At 55.9% G+C, this 17544-nt stretch carries 12 protein-coding genes; 9 read left to right on the top strand and 3 right to left on the bottom strand.

Features of this window, described 5'->3' with window-relative positions:
* The first annotated feature begins 54 nt into the window (after nt 1-54).
* The 3 genes from VH564_RS23835 to poxB all read left to right on the top strand — a co-directional run bounded on the left by VH564_RS23835 (nt 55) and on the right by poxB (nt 7421).
* A complete protein-coding gene (locus VH564_RS23835; RefSeq protein WP_423342336.1) occupies nt 55-1590 on the top strand; it encodes an AAA family ATPase in 1536 nt (511 codons plus the stop codon).
* Nucleotides 1577-5572, top strand: a complete 3996-nt coding sequence (locus VH564_RS23830) for an OB-fold nucleic acid binding domain-containing protein (RefSeq protein WP_423342335.1) — start codon at nt 1577-1579, stop codon at nt 5570-5572. The genes VH564_RS23835 and VH564_RS23830 overlap by 14 nt, the downstream gene beginning before the upstream one ends.
* Nucleotides 5573-5699: 127 nt before the next feature.
* Nucleotides 5700-7421, top strand: a complete 1722-nt coding sequence (gene poxB / locus VH564_RS23825) for a ubiquinone-dependent pyruvate dehydrogenase (protein ID WP_423342334.1) — start codon at nt 5700-5702, stop codon at nt 7419-7421.
* 397 nt (nt 7422-7818) lie between these two features.
* Here poxB and VH564_RS23820 read toward each other — a convergent pair whose 3' ends face one another.
* Nucleotides 7819-8409: a hypothetical protein gene (locus VH564_RS23820; protein WP_423342333.1), complete on the bottom strand. Its 591-nt coding sequence runs from the start codon at nt 8407-8409 to the stop codon at nt 7819-7821.
* Entirely contained in the window at nt 8406-8720 is a 315-nt protein-coding gene (locus VH564_RS23815; protein ID WP_423342332.1) for a hypothetical protein, read from the bottom strand. Before VH564_RS23815 ends, VH564_RS23820 begins: the two co-directional genes overlap by 4 nt.
* A gap of 230 nt (nt 8721-8950) precedes the next feature.
* On the opposite strand from VH564_RS23815, the gene VH564_RS23810 reads away from it, so the two are divergent.
* From VH564_RS23810 to VH564_RS23790, 5 genes are all read left to right on the top strand, one after another.
* Complete coding sequence (locus VH564_RS23810; RefSeq protein ID WP_423342331.1) at nt 8951-11053, top strand: nuclease-related domain-containing protein; 2103 nt, start codon at nt 8951-8953, stop codon at nt 11051-11053.
* A 693-nt stretch (nt 11054-11746) separates the two neighbouring features.
* On the top strand, nt 11747-12325 hold the full coding sequence (locus VH564_RS23805) for a hypothetical protein (protein ID WP_423342330.1): 579 nt from the start codon (nt 11747-11749) through the stop codon (nt 12323-12325).
* 118 nt (nt 12326-12443) lie between these two features.
* Complete coding sequence (locus tag VH564_RS23800) at nt 12444-13034, top strand: hypothetical protein (protein ID WP_423342329.1); 591 nt, start codon at nt 12444-12446, stop codon at nt 13032-13034.
* Between the two features lie 2 nt (nt 13035-13036).
* On the top strand, nt 13037-14323 hold the full coding sequence (locus VH564_RS23795; RefSeq protein ID WP_423342328.1) for a hypothetical protein: 1287 nt from the start codon (nt 13037-13039) through the stop codon (nt 14321-14323).
* A gap of 54 nt (nt 14324-14377) precedes the next feature.
* The gene (locus tag VH564_RS23790; protein ID WP_423342327.1) at nt 14378-14605 is read left to right on the top strand and encodes a hypothetical protein; all 228 of its coding nucleotides are present in this window, start codon (nt 14378-14380) and stop codon (nt 14603-14605) included.
* 136 nt (nt 14606-14741) lie between these two features.
* Here VH564_RS23790 and VH564_RS23785 read toward each other — a convergent pair whose 3' ends face one another.
* On the bottom strand, nt 14742-15680 hold the full coding sequence (locus tag VH564_RS23785; protein ID WP_423342326.1) for a lytic transglycosylase domain-containing protein: 939 nt from the start codon (nt 15678-15680) through the stop codon (nt 14742-14744).
* Between the two features lie 337 nt (nt 15681-16017).
* On the opposite strand from VH564_RS23785, the gene VH564_RS23780 reads away from it, so the two are divergent.
* Nucleotides 16018-17544: DUF4011 domain-containing protein (locus VH564_RS23780; RefSeq protein WP_423342325.1), on the top strand; the 1527-nt coding region annotated here is incomplete at its 3' end.

The raw sequence follows: 17544 nt of genomic DNA, 5'->3' as shown, positions 1-17544 counted from the left end.
CTCCCTTCAGCGGTTTGGAGATCGGTATGCGAACCGAATCACACGGAGAACAACATGCGATCGAAGCTGAAACCGAACCTATCAACGAGCGACCTCCGGCTGCTGAGATCTTCGCCCTCGGTGTTTCTTGCCTATTGCGGGCTTAAAGCCGCTCTTCGAGACGCCGGGCCCGATATCGTTGATCATTCCGGCCTGGTGATTTTCGTCACTCCGCCAAGCTACAGAACGGACGATTACAGGTGCGCTGCTGAGTACTTGTTTCAGGTGGACGATGCCGTGAGCTGGACAAATCCCGGCCGGAGCAAACGAGTTTATCAAGCCCCGGCACCGAGACCGGCGAAAGGCTTCGCGCATGAGATCTCCGTCTTCGACCTCCCGGATGCTCGTTTCGTCGTAGCAAGAGATCAATCCGACGTTCCTGAGGCCGTTCGATTTGCCGCGGAGGCGATAATCGACGTGGAGCCACCGACAGCAAGCCATATAAACGCGACCCGCCGCCTCCTGGGTCGTCCTGAATTGCCTGACGAAGTCGCGGATGAGCTCCGCAAAAGACCGCAAGGACTTGTCCTCGCAGGCATATCTAGGTGCGATTTTTCAGTTTCGGATCTTCGAGAGATCGAGCGGAGAAACAAGGTCGCGGTTATAGCCTCTGGAATCGTTAGTCTTCCGGGATTTGAAGAACTCAAGTCCTGGACGGCCAGTGTTGCATGCGATGTGAACAAGTGGCGGAGTGGATTCATATCTTGGAGCGAGGCATCCAAGGGCGCTTTGCTCGCCGGCCCACCTGGGACCGGAAAGACCATGTTCGCGCAGGCATTCGCGGATGCATGCGGCTTCAAGCTGATAACCGCGTCGATCGGGGATTGGGAAGAGGCGGGCTACCTCAATCATACGCTGGCTGCGATGCGGCAGTCCTTTGAGCTTGCGGTGGCCGCCAACGGCGCAGTTCTATTCATCGATGAAATGGATAGCCTTTCACGACGCGACGGCCTCAAGGGCGAGTATGCCAGCTACCGAATGCTCGTCATCAATCAGTTTCTGTCGCTGTCATCGCGCCCGATGGAGGGCGTCATCCTGCTCGGAGCTACGAACTACCCGGAGCATATCGATCCGGCAGCTCTCAGAGCTGGGCGGATGGAAAACAGGTTCGCCCTTTCATTGCCCGGTCAGAAGGAGAGAGCGGACATCCTGGCCTTTCATCTCGGCCCGAAGTTCGAGCCTCGATTACTGATGGATGCCGTTGCCGACCTAGATGGGTCATCGGGTGCCGACCTGGAAAAGCTCGCGAGGGACGCAAGACAAAAAGCTCGCGCGCACGAACGGGATTTAAGCCTAGAAGACATCTTGTCCGTACTCCCACCAAGGAAGAAGTTCTCGCCACAGCAAAGGGCCCGTTTGGCGGTGCACGAGGCCGGTCACGCTCTTATCGCGCTGACCCTCCCCGGAGAGCGTTCACAAGGATTCAATCTGCTTTGCGCCCCCATCGTGGTCGTTCACGCTCTTCGGCGTGGTGCCCGGAAGCAGTCATTCGATATGGCTGGCACCATTGAAGGGCGGGACCGCGGGAGAATAAACCATGACAGGTGCTAAGCTTTTGCCTTCATTCTGCGTTGCAACCAGCGCTAGAAAATCGACGCTTACCATGCGAATATACTCCCTCCTCGATTCCAGTGTTGAATTCATACGAAAACCGCGAGTAAAGCTCAAAGTCATGTCTAACCCTGATATTAATTTCCGAAATATCCGTAAGCACCGCAGTTCGCAGAATGACGGCTTTGAGGAGCTGACTCGGCAGCTTGTTCTGGCGGAGCCGCCAGAGGGTGCAACAGAGATACAGCATAGGGGACCTGGGGCAGATGGCGGCGTGGAGATCATTGTACGTTTCGCCGATGGCCGTGTCTGGGGTTGGCAGTCCAAGTACTTCACCGATGGCTTTGGTTCATCCGAGGTCGGCCAGATCAAGACTTCGTTCTCGGCCGCGCTGACCAATTTCCCAAAGTTGGAACGGTATTACGTCGCGATCCCCCGGAACCTGTCCGGTCATGCCGAGGGCGAGAATGATACGCAGACGAAGAATTGGCAGAACTTTAAACAGTGGTGCGAGGATGAAGCGAACGCGCTGAAGCGGAAGGTCGAAATCGTCTTGTGGGACGACACTTACTTCGTCTCGCGGCTTCAAAGGAGCGACCCCGCTCACGCTGGTATGCGGCTCTACTGGTTCGACGAGACGGTTCTCGATCAAGACTGGTTTGAGAGGCAGCTTAGCAAGTCGCTGGCCTTTATCGGCAAAAGATACAGGGAGCCTGATCATGTCGACGTGAAAATCGGTGACACGCTTGAAATCATGACCAAAGAGCGGGGATTCCTACAGCGAATAGACTCCGTGTGGAGCATCATTGCCACCTCGACGGAAAAACTGGCGGCGGCGATAAAAACGTTGGACAAGACCAATAACCACATCGCGGACTTCGAGCAGGCGGTTTCGCTTCTGGGGGAACTCAGCAAGGCTGCGGAAGAAACTGATCCGACCAAACTGGCAGATCAGCGTATCGCGAGCCTGCTGAAGATGTTGCGGGATGTCGAGAATAACGGTTCCGTTGATTTTGTCCTGAGGCAAGCGCGCTTCATGACCCGCAAAGATCCCAAGAAGCCGGACAGAGAACCGGAACCTTACGTTTATCCGCCGAAAATCCGGAACCTCCTCGCAGAACTGCAGAGCGACATCATGGATGCCTCGCTCGAGTTTTCGTTAGAGGAGATCGAACTGTTTCGAACCCCGGCGCTGCTTGTCGACGGCGAAGCCGGAATTGGAAAGTCGCATATTATCGCTCGTGAGGTGCAGCGCCACGTTCAGCAGGGACATCCCGCGGTGTTTATCCCTGGCCGTACACTTGATCAGGGTGATAAGCCGGAAAGCGAGATCCTTCATTACCTCGATCTCAAGGACCTACGTTTCGAAACATTCCTCGGCGCTCTCGACGCCGCCGCAAAAGCGAGTGGTCGTCCCGCGTTGATCGCGATCGACGGAATCAATGAAAGCCTTGATGCTGCCGGATGGGAACCTGGGCTTCCAAAACTGATTTCTCAGGTCCGGCAATTCGACCAAATCGGTTTCTGCGCGTCGATCCGATCAGCCTACAAGAAGCTGTGCATACGCACCGGCCTTGACGTTGTCACAGTACAGCACCTCGGGTTTTCGGCGAACTTTGGTGAAGTTGCTCGCCAATACCTCGATCGCCATGGCATTGAGCGTCCCTCGGCCCCGATCTTCGAGCTACGGGACATTCTCTACAACCCGCTTTTCCTGACCACTGCGGTCGATTTCCTGCTCGCCACGAAACAGACCTCGTTCCCTAGGGGGCTGGATTCCATCAGCAAACTAATCGACTTCTGGCTGGAAGCGATCGAAATCAATCTGACCACTAGGAGATACGACCGTATCGAGCGTGGCGACGGAAAGATTTTAGAAGTGGCCGAGGCAATTGCCGCGAAGATGGCCGAAGACGGTAGCGAATATCTGGATTTCAAGACAGCAAACGTCATCTGCGAGCAAATCGTCGATCTGGGGCTCCCGACGAAGGCGACAGATCGCTTGCTGATGAAGCTGATCGATGAAGGCATGTTCCTCGACACACCCGATTACAGCGGCAGCAAAACTGGAAAGCACATCTCGTTCGCGTTCCAGAAGTTCAGTGATTATTTTATTGCCGATGCAGTACTTCGGCACACGGGCGCTGCACCCGCTCTCGCCGCTGCGATCAAGCCGGGCGGAAAGTACCACTATCTTTTTGACGAAGAGATGCCGTGGAAGTTTGCCGGGCCACGGACCGCGTTGTTCGCCCTCACCGCGCTACGTTTGGGCAAGGAGCTGCCGGATCTCGAAGCAGATATTGGCGATCACGTGTTCTTCTCCGCGGAAGATTTTCTTGATTCTCTCCGGTGGCGTCAGGGAAATGCTATTATGGAAGAGACGCGAGAGCTGCTGGAGGACATTCGGGATCGCCCAGCGACGGCCGATGAACCCAAATTATTCGACGACGTTTATTTCGATGTGCTGCTGAGGTTGAAGCCGCGGACATTCTACGATCTCGTCGTCCAGGTGGCGATTGTCCGGCCCGGCCCAATCCAGGGCGATATGGTCCATCCCTACCTGCGTCGGCGCGAGGGCAAGGAGCAGGTGGAATATCCGACACCTGAGCTCGAGGCCGTGCTCGGCAAAACTCTCGGCGTCCCATTGTTCCAGGAGTCTGCGATGCGTGTGGCGATGGTCTGTGCCGGCTTTACGGGCGGCGAGGCCGATCAACTCCGAAAATCGATGGCCACATTCAAATTCACCGGCGGGGTCTCGAGGTTTAAGGACAAGCTGGTTTCGGGCATGGTCAGGAACGGGTATACGACTGAGTTCGCCGAGAAGACCTTCAGCCAGCTCGAAGGATTTGGCTCCTACGGCTTCCCTGAATCTCACGCGGCATCCTTTGCCTTGATCGCCTATGCGTCCAGCTTCGTGAAGTGCCATTTCCCAGACGCCTTCTGTGCGGCTCTCCTAAATAGCCAGCCGATGGGGTTCTATGCTCCGGCTCAGATCGTCGGCGATGCCCGGAACCACGGCGTCCAGGTCCGGCCGGTATGCATCAACCTCTCGCGCTGGGACTGCACCCTCGAACGGATAGGCAATACAGATCGGCACGCGGTGAGGCTTGGAATGCGGATGGTAAGAGGTCTGGCAGTCGCCGATGCCGCGAAGATCGTTGCCGCTCGCATGAATTCCGAGTTCGAGAACGTGGACGACATGTGGCGGCGTTCGGGCGTGCCGGCGGCCTCTTTGGTCGAGCTAGCGGAAGCCGACGCTTTCAAACCCTCGTTGGGCCTTGAACGCCGGGACGCGCTTTGGGCAATCAAAGCCTTGCGCGACGAGCCCCTTCCGTTGTTTGCGGCGGCCGCCGAACGCGAGGAAAAGGCGATCGCCGAGCAGCAGGAGCCGGACGTCGATATTCGCCAGATGACGGAAGGACATAACGTTATCGAGGACTACGGCCATGTCGGCCTGACCCTCCGGGACCATCCGATCGCGTTCCTGCGGAGGGATCTCGCGCGACGCAACATGGTCACCTGCGAGGAAGCGATGGGTGCACGTGACGGACGGTGGCTCTGGACCGCCGGGCTCGTGCTGGTTCGCCAGAAACCAGGTTCCGCAAAGGGTGTCATGTTCATCACTATTGAAGACGAGACAGGTCCGGCAAACATCGTTGTTTGGCCCAAAGTCTTCGAGCGCCAGCGGCGGGTTGTTCTGGGATCGTCCATGATGGGCATCAGCGGAAAAATTCAGCGGGAAGGTGACGTGATCCATCTGATAGCGCAACAGCTTTTCGATCTCACCAGCGACTTGTCCGGACTTGCCGACCTCGACACCGAGTTCAAAGTGCCGAGCGGCCGGGGAGACGAGTTCGCCCATGGATCCCCAGGCGGAGGCGATTCCCGCGATCGACCGAAACCCGCTATGAGGCCAAGGGACATATTTGTGCGTGACTTGCATATTGATACGCTCAAGGTGAAGGCCCGGAATTTTCAATAGAAATGTCCGTCTCGGGCTGTGGGCTCAGTTGAGATGGAAAGGTGTCTTGCGTCTACCCACGCCTTGTCGGCTTGTCGCGCCGCATAGCCAACCTAGGTAAAGCTATTAGCAACCAAGGAGCATCCGGATGGCCAGAACCGTCGCCGACTACATTGCCGAAACGCTCGAGCAGCAGGGTGTGAAAAGGGTCTACGGCGTCGTCGGCGATTCACTGAATGGTTTCACGGATTCGCTTCGACGCCTGAACACGATCGATTGGGTTCACGTCCGGCATGAGGAGGGGGCAGCCTTTGCTGCCGGTGCAGAAGCGCACCTGACTGGCGAGCTGGCGGTTTGTGCGGGAAGCTGTGGACCTGGAAACCTCCATCTCATCAACGGGCTCTTCGATTGTCATCGTAGCGGCGTGCCGGTCCTGGCCATTGCCGCGCATATTCCAAGCTCGGAAATCGGCATCGACTATTTTCAGGCGACCCATCCCGAGCAGCTCTTCAAGGAATGCAGCCACTATGTCGAGCTGGTTTCAAGCCCGGAACAGCTTCCCCAGATTCTCGCACGCGCTATGAGGGTCGCAGTCGGACGCAAAGGCGTAGCGGTGGTGGTGATACCAGGAGACATCGCCCTCAAACCAAGCAAGGTCAAGGTGCCTGCTTGGCTTGCACCGAAGGCTGCGAAGATCATGCCGGACGCATCAGACGTGGCGTCACTTGTGAATCTGTTGAACTCATCACAGAAGATCGCCCTGATGTGCGGAGCTGGATGCGCAGGACTGCATGACGAGGTCATCGAACTGGCTGCGCGGCTGAAAGCGCCCATCATCCATTCTCTGCGCGGCAAGGAGCATATCGAGTACGACAACCCCTACGACGTGGGTATGACAGGTCTCGTCGGCTTCGCATCTGGATACGCGGCGATGAAGGAGTGCGACGCGCTCCTTTTGCTCGGTACGGATTTTCCATATAGGCAATTTTACCCGGAGAATGCCCGGATCGCGCAGATCGACATCCGTCCGGAAGCGCTGGGCAATCGATGCCCTTTGGAAGTCGGCATTCTGGGCGATGTCGGCTCGACATTGAGGCTGCTGATGCCTCATCTCGAGGAAAAGGTGGACAGGAAGTTCCTCGACTCTGCCATTTCCCACTATGGCAAGGCACGCAAGGATCTTGACGAACTCGCCGTGCCGGACCCCAAAAGCACGACCATACATCCGCAATATCTGACCCGGCTGATCAGCGATCTCGCCTCCGAGGATGCCATCTTCACCTGCGATGTCGGAACGCCGATCGCCTGGACGGCCCGGTATCTGAAGATGAATGGCAAGCGAAGGCTTGTCGGTTCTTTCAATCATGGCTCCATGGCCAACGCTTTGCTGCACTCCATCGGTGCGCAGTCTGCCTATCCCGAACGGCAGGTCATTTCCATGTCGGGGGACGGCGGGTTCACAATGATGATGGGGGACTTCATCACCCTCGTTCAGATGGGCCTGCCAGTGAAGGTGATCGTCCTCAACAATGGCACCTTGGGGTTCGTCGAGATGGAGATGAAGGCAGGCGGCTTTCTCGATGTCGGCTGCGATCTCAAGAACCCGAATTTCGCGCTGATGGCGGAGGCCATGGGCATCAGGGGTATCCGCGTCGAAAAGCCCCAGGATCTGGAAGCCTCGCTGAGGAAGGCGCTCGCCCACGACGGACCCGTACTGGTCGACGTTGTCAGCGCCCGTCAGGAGCTCGTAATGCCGCCGAAGACGACGTTGGGCGAAGCTTTCAACTTCGGTGTGTTCATGATGACGGCAGTGCTGGATGGACGGGCGAACCAACTCGTCGATCTGGCCAAGGCCAACCTCAGGCGGTAAGGCATCGTTCGTCTCCGCGATTTGGCCAGAGGACGAAACCTTGATGGCGGCTGGACTCCACTTTGGGCGAGCTGCGAAGGCTTCTGGAATTTGAATAATTCCGTCAGCTAGTCGGCTCGCACCCATGCCAATACTACCGTAGGGTTGCAATGGAGCGATTTTACGACATTATGGAGCAACTGCCACAAGAGCACACGTGACGACCGATGCTATCTCTTTAAGGTGCCGAGTGAATGAAGCTGATCTCGTGACGACTGAGAAACATCGATACCGCAGAGGCATCGTCAACGCTATATCGACCATCCATGCTGGCGTGATACGGAAGATTTCATCGCTCGAAATGAGCTATGTCCTGGTGACATGCTGACACCAATGCAAGCCCTCGGTTAATCCATCCTCAGGGTTTCCAGGAGCTGCCAATTTCGGCAGGCTCGTCGACACCATCCGGGAGATCATTGAAGACCCTTGCGTCAGCCGGCCTGCGGCCGGGCTTGCTTGGGTGGAGCATCTCATAGATCACGTCTTCTGCAGATTCGATCACTCCAACTTCTTGTAGACCCCGTAGGAGTCCAACCGTGGAAATGAGATGCAGGTTCGGCGGCTTGCTCAGGATCCGTATCCCTTTGTCTTCGTAGAGAATTGCCACAGGCTCCTTGAAGTCGAGATAGCGTTCCAACCCACCACCGGAGACAAAGTCCATCATCGCAAGCTCGCCGGCGTTTCGCTTTAGTTTCCCGCCGTGGAGCCTCTTTTCTCGCTCCATATCGCCTATATCCGTCGTTTCGACTACGAATGGAGGCGAATTGCTGTCGATGAAATCCTTGACTTCGTTATCCTTGATGTAGGACAGGTCGCTTGTCAGCTCGTCATAGACCGCATCGACCACGACGATCCGCATGTCTAGCTCTAGTAGCAGGTCAAGGCGATCCGCTACCCAGAGACTGTTGATCGGTCCGGCATCGGGAATGACTATGGTGCACCGTTTCATCCCATTCTCCAGAGACGGGCGAATGTCGCAGACTGATTTTCAATCTCATGAGCCGGGGCGAGAGGCATTGGAAGGTCGGCGTCGCCCAAGGCGACAAGCAAGTCGGCGTAATCCCTCAGCCCGAGCGCGAGGACGGCCTGCTGGCGAGACAGCAAGCCTTTTGAATATGCCAGCAAAGGATCCTCCTCCAGGACGTCGCTATCGGGTTCCGTGATCGCCTCGAAATGCTCACGGACGATCGCAGTCATCGTCGTGCGGTTCTGCGCGGCGTAGGTTCGAACCTTGGCTACGAGGTTTTCAGGCAGGTTCATCGTCGTATTTTTAAGCATGCCGCATCCCTTTTTGATCACATATATATGTGATTTTGGCCTATTGCGCAACCTTCGTGAGGGTGGAGTGGCAACACCCCCGTGGGGTCAAGCCTGGTAGCATCTATGGGTAGCTTGTGGCACTTGCTCCATAATGCCGCTGATTTGCCGTCGAGGAAAAGCGCTGGCAGTTTTTCCGGCAATCCTACAGAACGTAGCTAGGAGATCAGCTAATGAACGGCAAAACGCCAAGGTCTATGGACGTAATATTTGGAGAGTTGCGTGCGCTCGCGCAGTCTGATGGCTCTTTGCACGAGATTTCTGAAATCATCTACCGCGACTGGGTTGTGAATGTCGATATTAGGGAGGGCAAGGTTTTAGATGCTCCCTCTGAAAGGTGGTCGACGGACAAGCTCAACACCAACGAGCTTATGCTTTTGATGGGCCTGCTTGTTCAAGCCCCTGATAACCGCTCTTACTTCAACGTCAGAACCAAGGCCGGGTTTGCGTCGAGCGCCGACCGACTCCTCCGAGAATTGCACGACCGGGTAAACGCCGACGCAGCGGCGGTGTTCGACCGCAAATCTGATAAATTTTTAGAAAATCCGGACGCCTTGGGAATGTTTGCTCGAGAGGCAATCTATTACGGCCCAGCGAGCTTCTACATCCACCAATTCGCGAGGTTTGCTAGGCACCGTTACAGAGCCGACGGCACCTGGCTGCTGCAAGCCGCGGGGATCTCGATACGCCCGATGATAGATATCGCAACATTCATTGTCGAGCAGATAACAGCTCAGATGGATTACACAGGTAAGAGGCGTCAGGCAGGCGTCTCATTGACCAATGGCGATCTGACTAACAGCCTCCTCGTGTCCAAGGCCGTTCTGCGAAAGAAATTCGGATCGAAAGTCGATAAGTTCATTTCAAAGTTTGCTACGCCGATCAGTGCTGCGAACCAAGGATACGACACGCCGTTCTCAGTCAACCGGGCTTCCATAGCGCCTTTGATCGACCTCGGTGAACATCTGTATGTGCCCAGTCAGTATCGCCTGATGGAGAGCATCTACGAGGGACCTTTCTATTGGATGGTCGCGGATAGGAAATATGGTGACAAGGCCGCGAAAAATCGTGGGTTGTTTTTGGAGCAAATAGCGGCGCATGTTATGCGGAAGGTTTTCGGTGATGGGAACGTGTTCCTGAACGCTCGATTTCCCGACGCAAAGGGCCACAAGGGCGAGGAAATCGACGTTCTAGTCCGTTACGGTGAATTCGTCCTGGTTGTACAGGCGAAATCGAAACGGATTACTCAAAAAGCTCGTGCCGGTGACCCTGCTGCGCTGAGAACAGATTTTAATGGAGCTATCAAGGACCCTTTTGAGCAAGCTCTGGCGAGTGGCGAACTGATCAGATCAGGTACAGAATGCGTGGATTGCCAGGGGAACGCGATAAATTTGCCTAAACTGCCTCGGGTATTTCCGGTCGTGTTGCTCAGCGATATGTTTCCGGCCGCCACCAATCTGTCGCGATCAATGCTCGACCGAAACGAAGGCGATCCTGCCCCGGTGATTTGGGACATGGGTTTCTTCGATTGTGTATCCCGGATGTTGCCATCACCTATCGAAATGCTGTTCTTTTTGAAGGCACGCGGCGACGTTTTCGACCACGTAATTTCAGACAGCGAGTTCAATTACCTGGGTTACCATATTCAGGCCAAACTCGTTTTGCCGCCTGATGCGGATTTCATGGTCATCGAGCGTGACTTCGCGACGAGTGTGGACGACTACATGATTTCTGCCGATCTGGGCCTTCAGCCGCAGCGGCCCGCGGGAGTCTTGGAAAGGATTGGTGTCCCATTGATTGCCGAGCTTCTTTCGGAGTTGAAGACGGCCCCACCAGAAATCGCCGCTGTTGTGCTTGAGCTTTACGAGTTTTCAGGTGCCGCCCTTGAAGAGGTTGGCCGCAATATCGCAATGGTTCGAGACGAGGTCGCAAAGACGCGAAAAGCAATAAAGGCTTTTTCGCTTCCAACTGCGAGCGGGGGACTCACTTACGCCGTGACCCAAGACGCCTCGGAACGGAGTCATGCAGCGGCGGCAGCGATCGGCAGAAAGCACAAATACGACACCAAAAGCGACCGATGGTATGTGATTGTCGACAGCGTGAGTACCCAGGGTCCCATTGATGGGCTCCTGCCGATGGTCTGGCCGTGGGTTGAAGACGCAGAGGAAGCCGACAGGGCGGAGCTTGTGTCGAAGATGTTTCGATCGCGAACCGAACAGGTTATGGTCGGGGAGAAAACGATCGCAAAAAGCCCATCGACGTTGCCGCCCGACTAAATGTCCGCGTGGGCGTTCAAAAGAAGATGGGTCGCAAACGCCGCGATGACCAACAGGGGCCCAAACTCGGTAGCCAAAACGAACAGAGCGTCACGACCGCGCCGCATTGAGCCGCGGATGCTCGGGCGCTACCTCGTTGCCTTCTTGCACGTCTATGGGCCGGAATATGGTGTCTGTGCTAGGCAAACCCTGCTTGCCCAAGGACCGTTAGCGCTTTTGGCTGCGGGTAAATCCGCCCGTCGATCGTCAGGTTCACACCCGTCATCTTCGACGACCCTGCGTATGCGCTCACGGTCAAAGAGGACTCCGGAAAGCTTTTCACCGAATCCCTGGGGTCGGAGTCACGCGCAGCCTCATCTATTTGTCTCTGATCCGGATTGAGGTGAAATCGAGCAACAGTCCGGGCAGTTGCCGCGCCAATGGTCTCGCGTGACAAGAAGACCCTATTTACTATCAGTTGCGTGACGTCGACGCATGCGGTGGCGATCGAGACGCTGGAGGCCAGCCATGGTCCGGCGGTTGTGTATCTGGCGGGCAAGCTTGCGAAATATCTCTAATCTAACGCCATCTGAGTTTCGCGCGACAGATGTTTCTTTCCTTAATTTGATCCCCAATCTTCTTTTTTAACGCCATATTATCAACTCGGGGTTTTATAATCTGGGAGATTTTACTATCCAGTTTGAGAGGTTATTCGTGTCATATATACCGGGTTTTGAACCCGCTGACTTCGGTAACACGCTGGACGGCCTAACCAACCGCGCTGGCAATCCGACGTTCACAAAGGCGACCCTGATCTGGTCCAAGCCGCAAATCTTGGACAAAGACACCCACCGGCCATTTTTTGAAGACAATCGGCCGCTCCTTTACGTCATCATTCGAAACCACCACTCGATGAAAAAGAAAGACCGCATCTGCTACATCGGTCTTTCAACAACGCCGAAAAACCGGTTCAAAAATCACCCGAAAGCTCGAACTCTTTCTCAGATGAGAGGCGAGACCAGCTTGAGCTACGCCTACCTCGACGAAGAAAATTCGAAGAATGTAGCGCGGGTGAAGCCGGCGCTCGAACAGATAGAGCATATTCTGATCTGGACGCTATGGCAGCAGCTCGAAAACGATCGCAAGCTTTTCGTTTTGCCGGGCATGGGAGCGTTTGCAGGGCAAGCGTGGCATATAGTGAATGAAGGCTATCGGTTCGCTGGACAGATGCCCAAAGAGATCGTTTACCCTTGGATGCTGGTGAGAAAAGGGCGTGACCGAAGCAACAAATGAAATAGATCACGATTAGATCCTATGTCAACGTCCAGACAGGTGTCCATTGCCAATCAGCCTCGAATTAGACCAGACGGCCCTCCAAAACTTGGTTTCGGATGCAGAGAATGCCCGTAAGTTGTTTGAGACTACCTGGGAGCTTTCCAGCGACAAGTTCTGGGGGATCTCAGGCAACACGTTTCGTGGCTTTAGAAAGCACAAGAAACCGAGTGATCAGTATCGCGCGTGGGCCCCACAGGCGTACCGCTATCTTGCCGAGATACCGGAGCAAAGGTTCGACCTCGCTGCGATTCACGAGTATCTCACGAACGATCTTGGAGGCCATTGGGCCAATGGCGTCAAGCAAATATCCATCGCGCACCGATTCAAAATCGTAGATCTCTTCCTACTGCACATGTGCCGTTGCGCTCAACTTGGAGGTGTAAAGCGCCGCTTGATCGTTGCAAGTGCAAATCCTCCGTTGGACAAGTTCACCCTGATTGGCTTGGCAACTCTTGTTCCGGGCCTTGTAGTTGGCAATCTGGCAATGGGGGCGATTGAAGACATCGGACAATACAAGGCGCTTCAACGGGTCATGGAACAAATCACCGGGCAAGCTGGACTTCCCCGTCTTTACTTCGACGTCTGGTGCTGGCCGGAAAAGAGGAGGACGGACAATGGCCTGCCCGCTCTGTCGTCGAGACCTGCTCCCATCCTGATAAGAGAGTAGCCATGCAAGCGCTGGATTTTGACATCGTATCGTTCCTGATCTCAAAGGCCGCAGCGCGCCGTAGGACGACTTATGAAGAGCTGGGACAAGCGGTCGGCTGGGGCCATCCTAACGGCCGGGGGCTTGGCAAGCACCTTTACGAGATCATGTGCTGGTGCAGAGATCAATCCGTTCCACCCTTGACGACAATCGTTGTAAAAAAAGGTGAGAAGGTGCCCGCCAGCGATGCGGTGGAACATATGCGCTCGGTGCTGGGTTATTTTGAAATCCAGGCCGCCCAGGAAGCCGTTTTCGCCTACGACTGGTCCGAAGTCCAATCGATCGAGGAATTGGGAAAACCTGCCGGGGACACCGCCGTGTGGCTCACATCATTTTGGGGGTTCGACCCCTCGCAATGGGGCTGCGTCGGATTTGCCACCGAAGGAAGGCGCAAACATTTTATGCTGCGTACGCAAGCTGGCACGCTTGTCGCGATCTACGTGACCAAGGGGCACGGGCCAGTACACATGCGAGGAAAGGTTGTCGGAATACTGGAGGTGTCTCACAACACCGGCCACGCTAAGGAATTCATCTCAGGCGACAGATGGTTTCAGAAGGAACTTGACGAGACGTCGCGCGGAAAATGGGCCTACGCACTCCAGGTAACAAGAGCTTGGAAGATTGCGGAGGAAGAATGGTATTCTGTAGATGAGCTCTTCCCAGTCACCTACGGAGGTTCCAACGCCGAATTCATTGGTTCTCAGGGAGTTGCTGTCGATCCGCAAGAGGCAAAGAAGCTTCTGTCCCTAACAGTTTCGGAAACTCAGGTTTACGGGCAGACAAGCCCCATCGATGGCGCAATTCGTAGTCTTGAGGAGGCCTTGCAGCCAAGCAAAGCAATACAGCCAGCTAACGAACCCTACTGGGTCGGCGAAACGGATGGTCCGAAACACCTCTACATTCTGAAACTCACCGGTGATTTAACCGCATATCTTGGACGGAAGCCCCACGATCTGGAAGACAAGATGGTGGTGAAAGTTGGATTTTCCCGAAGCCCCTTGACCCGCCGGGACCAAATTCAGAACTCTTACCCAGCGGGCACGTACCGGTGGGTAGTCTTCCGTCCAGAAAAAATTCCTGCAGAAGCACCCTATTCAAACGCCGCCGTAGCGATCAAGGGAGAGGATGCGATGAAGCGCCGGATGATGGACGAAAAAGCGGAAAGCCTTGGCGGAGAGTTCTTCCTGGCGGATGAGGACACCGTGGTACGTTGCTGGAACGTCGGACGATTTACGGCCGATAAAGGATAAGGTGGGAAGGCCCATAACAAAGGCTACAGCCGATAGCCATACCAGGATTAAGTAGTGGTATTGGCGGTGGAGAAAACGAACAATCTCCCAAAGGAAGTCTTCCGTATGCTGGAAAAGGAACGCATGGCCAGCATCAAGATAGAGAACGAGCTTAGCATTCCGGGCATTCTGAGCCATGAAAAAGCTGTGCTCCGCGGGAATCATCACGTCGTGGTTCCCATTTGCGACCAAAATTGGCAGAGCGAGCTCGCCAAGTCGAAAGCGAGCAGCACTTGCACCTGACCACCACGACAGCACCCCTTCGCACTTTCTCCATCGCCAAGAATGTAGTGCCTGCTTTGGGTGTTTGAGTGGGGTGTGTGCCGAGGTGACGATTTCTGCTGACAAGACAAGCGCGTGAACCTGACGAAGCTTCACCTCAGAAGTTCTTGAACACCAGACACGGCAACCCGGCCCGCATCACGACGGCGCATGCCTTCTCGGCGTCGGCGCGTTTAGCGCGTCCGATCCTTGCGGAATAGCGGGGGCGAAAGCCGAAGTCCCGGTCACGCTTCCGGATGATAAGCGGCTCCTCGGAGGCCAACGGCGATGGCAGTTTGCTCGTGGCCCGCTTGAACAGCATTCGAGCGACCTCGCTGCGGGGAGCGGCCGCGAGTTGGGCACCCCACGGGGCCCAAAGGCCTTCGCTGGGCAACGCTGGCTGTACGAGCCTCCGTGTTTCCGCAAGCGCCGTGCAGGCCTCTATAAACGGTCTCCGGTCGTCCAGAACCGGGAGGGCGAGATCGGCGTTTGCCGCCTTCCACTCTTCGGCGCTATGACCGGTGATGCCGTAGACGTAGCTTTGTGTCTCGAACGGCAACGACCCTGACGACAGGAAGCTTGCCAACCTCTGTTCGCCGGCGTTATACGCGCCCGCCGCCAGCCCGAGGTTTCCGAACTTGTTCCGGAGCTCGTCCAAGTAGATCGCCGACGCCTCCATCGCCTGCAGTGCGTCGGTGCTGTCGGCAAGACCTCGAAGAGCTGCCGTCGAAGGCATAAACTGGGCGATGCCGCGCGCACCCTTCGGGCTGATGGCATCGGGGCGAAAGCGGCTTTCTCGCCAAAGAAGACGGGCAAAATAGTCGGGTGGCAGATTGCTCTCCCTGGCCAGACTCTCGATGGCCCTGCAGATATCGCCATTATACGCGCCGGCACGTATGCACAGTTGCTCGTGCGTCTTGGCTGACAGCGCGCTGTAACTGCACGCCGGGCTGGCCTTCCGGTTTTCGGCAAGTCCTTTGCCTACCGGCAGTAGTGCGCATGTCACCAACAGCGAACCGATGGCGAGAAAAGCAGTGGTGACGTGTCCTTTTTGCATGCCTAACCTGTAGCCCGTTTGCCATTTTGAATCGAGGCTTCGAGCATCATCTCATCGTTCACCACAAAAGCGGTTGTTATGCAGGCCTCCGCAAAAAGGCACGATGACCCAAAGGATCGACGTCGTCGTGACGATTGAGGATGCGATTCGCTTCGTCCATTTGCAGGGCACCCGAGCCAATAGTGACAACTTTGTAGAGGAAGCCCGCTGCAAGGCGCGATTCAGACCTCTATAAGTAGCCTACTATTCAATAATGTTCAGATTAACGTCAAAGTTGATCGCTCGGCTCTGGACCGTCGGCAAATGCTGTGCATGAGTTGTGGAAAGGGGACCTAGCATGACAGACAGCATTCCTACATCGGACGTACTTTCCGAGCAGTCGATTTTCCAGAGCAGTCTTTCGGTAGAGGAAAAGGTTGAAAGGGCAAGGACGGAACTGCTTGATCTTTCTGCTCGAAACCGCCTTCTGAACGTTCCCCGTTTTTCCAAGAGTGCCAAGACCGTCGATATCGTTGACGAACGATCCTCGGAGGTGTTCCGGATCTTAGTGAATGAAGGAAAGGCGATGACCTTCCTCGCGGGCGCGAAAGGAAGGGATGGCAAGGATGGCGAGAATGCCGATGATCTCATAGAGCTGGCTCTTCCCGACGACGACGATCGCGACGAGAGCGGTCGGCTGCTTCGTCATGCGGACACCAAGCTGCAGACGAAGATGACGCCGAACGGTCTTCAGAAGCGGCTCCTCGACCTGTACTTCGACGCCCGCACGCTGGAGGAAGAGCAGGGCGTCAATATCCTTTATCTCGGCCTCGGCACGCTGAAATGGATCGACCCGAACAACGCCGAGAACATACGTTACGCGCCCCTGGTCCTGGTGCCCGTTCTTCTAGAGCGTGGCAGCGCGGCAGAACGATTCAGACTTCGTGCAAGACAGGAGGAGTTCGCCTCAAATCTTTCGTTGGAAGCGCTGCTGGACCGCATCCACAAAATTACGATGCCTGCCTTTGAGGCGTCCGACGAGTTCCATTTCGAAGAGTACGCCGCACAGGTCGCCGCGGCGGTTTCCATCAAGCCGGACTGGACGGTCCAACCCGACGACATCGTGCTCGGATTCTTCTCCTTCGCAAAGTTCCTGATGTACCGCGATCTGGATCCGAACCTGTGGCCGAAGGGCGGGAAGTTCACGGACCGCGCCCTGATCACGTCTCTTGTGTCGGACGGCTTCACTTCGACCGAAGAGCTTCTGGCCGAGGACGCAAGGATCGATCAGCACATTTCGCCCCGCGAGATGACGCATATCGTCGATGCCGACAGCTCGCAGACCGCTGCTATCCATGAGGCTCGCAAAGGCCGCGATCTCGTGATTCAGGGGCCGCCCGGCACGGGCAAGTCCCAGACGATCGCGAACATCATCGCGGCGGCGGTCGCTGACGGCAAGACCGTGTTATTCGTCGCCGAAAAGATGGCTGCGCTTGAGGTCGTCAAGCGTCGTCTAGACCAAGCGAATGTCGGCGACGCGTGTCTGGAGCTACATTCCAACAAGGCCAACAAGCGCGCGCTTCTCGCCGAACTCCAGCACACCTGGGATCTGGGCGCACCCAAGGGCGAGAACTCGGATGCACTCGATCGCAGGCTACTCGAGGCCCGTGACGCTCTGAACGCCCAGCCTTGCCAATCTCGTTCTGGTCCACATCATCCGTGCTTACATATCCAAGGGAGACTTTGTTCAAGGATGGCTCGCGGCCATGACAGATCCCAAGATCGCAGCGTCTCTATCGTTGATGCATGGCGATGTAAGCCGACGCTGGACTGTCGATCTTCTTGCGCAAGCGGTGGGAATGTCGCGGACGGCCTTTTCGCTGAA

Origin of the sequence: Rhizobium sp. HT1-10 (assembly GCF_049472505.1) — a bacterium.
Classification (GTDB): Bacteria; Pseudomonadota; Alphaproteobacteria; order Rhizobiales; family Rhizobiaceae; genus Rhizobium.
This window is presented reverse-complemented; position numbering and strand designations above follow the sequence as displayed.

Excerpts from the sequence above, each read along its gene's own strand:
- VH564_RS23785 (WP_423342326.1), bottom strand. The coding sequence starts at position 15,680 with ATGCAAAAAGGACACGTCACCACTGCTTTTCTCGCCATCGGTTCGCTG.
- VH564_RS23795 (WP_423342328.1), top strand. The coding sequence starts at position 13,037 with ATGCAAGCGCTGGATTTTGACATCGTATCGTTCCTGATCTCAAAGGCC.
- VH564_RS23835 (WP_423342336.1), top strand. The coding sequence starts at position 55 with ATGCGATCGAAGCTGAAACCGAACCTATCAACGAGCGACCTCCGGCTG.
- VH564_RS23830 (WP_423342335.1), top strand. The coding sequence starts at position 1,577 with ATGACAGGTGCTAAGCTTTTGCCTTCATTCTGCGTTGCAACCAGCGCT.
- VH564_RS23815 (WP_423342332.1), bottom strand. The coding sequence starts at position 8,720 with ATGAACCTGCCTGAAAACCTCGTAGCCAAGGTTCGAACCTACGCCGCG.
- poxB (WP_423342334.1), top strand. The coding sequence starts at position 5,700 with ATGGCCAGAACCGTCGCCGACTACATTGCCGAAACGCTCGAGCAGCAG.
- VH564_RS23810 (WP_423342331.1), top strand. The coding sequence starts at position 8,951 with ATGAACGGCAAAACGCCAAGGTCTATGGACGTAATATTTGGAGAGTTG.
- VH564_RS23820 (WP_423342333.1), bottom strand. The coding sequence starts at position 8,409 with ATGAAACGGTGCACCATAGTCATTCCCGATGCCGGACCGATCAACAGT.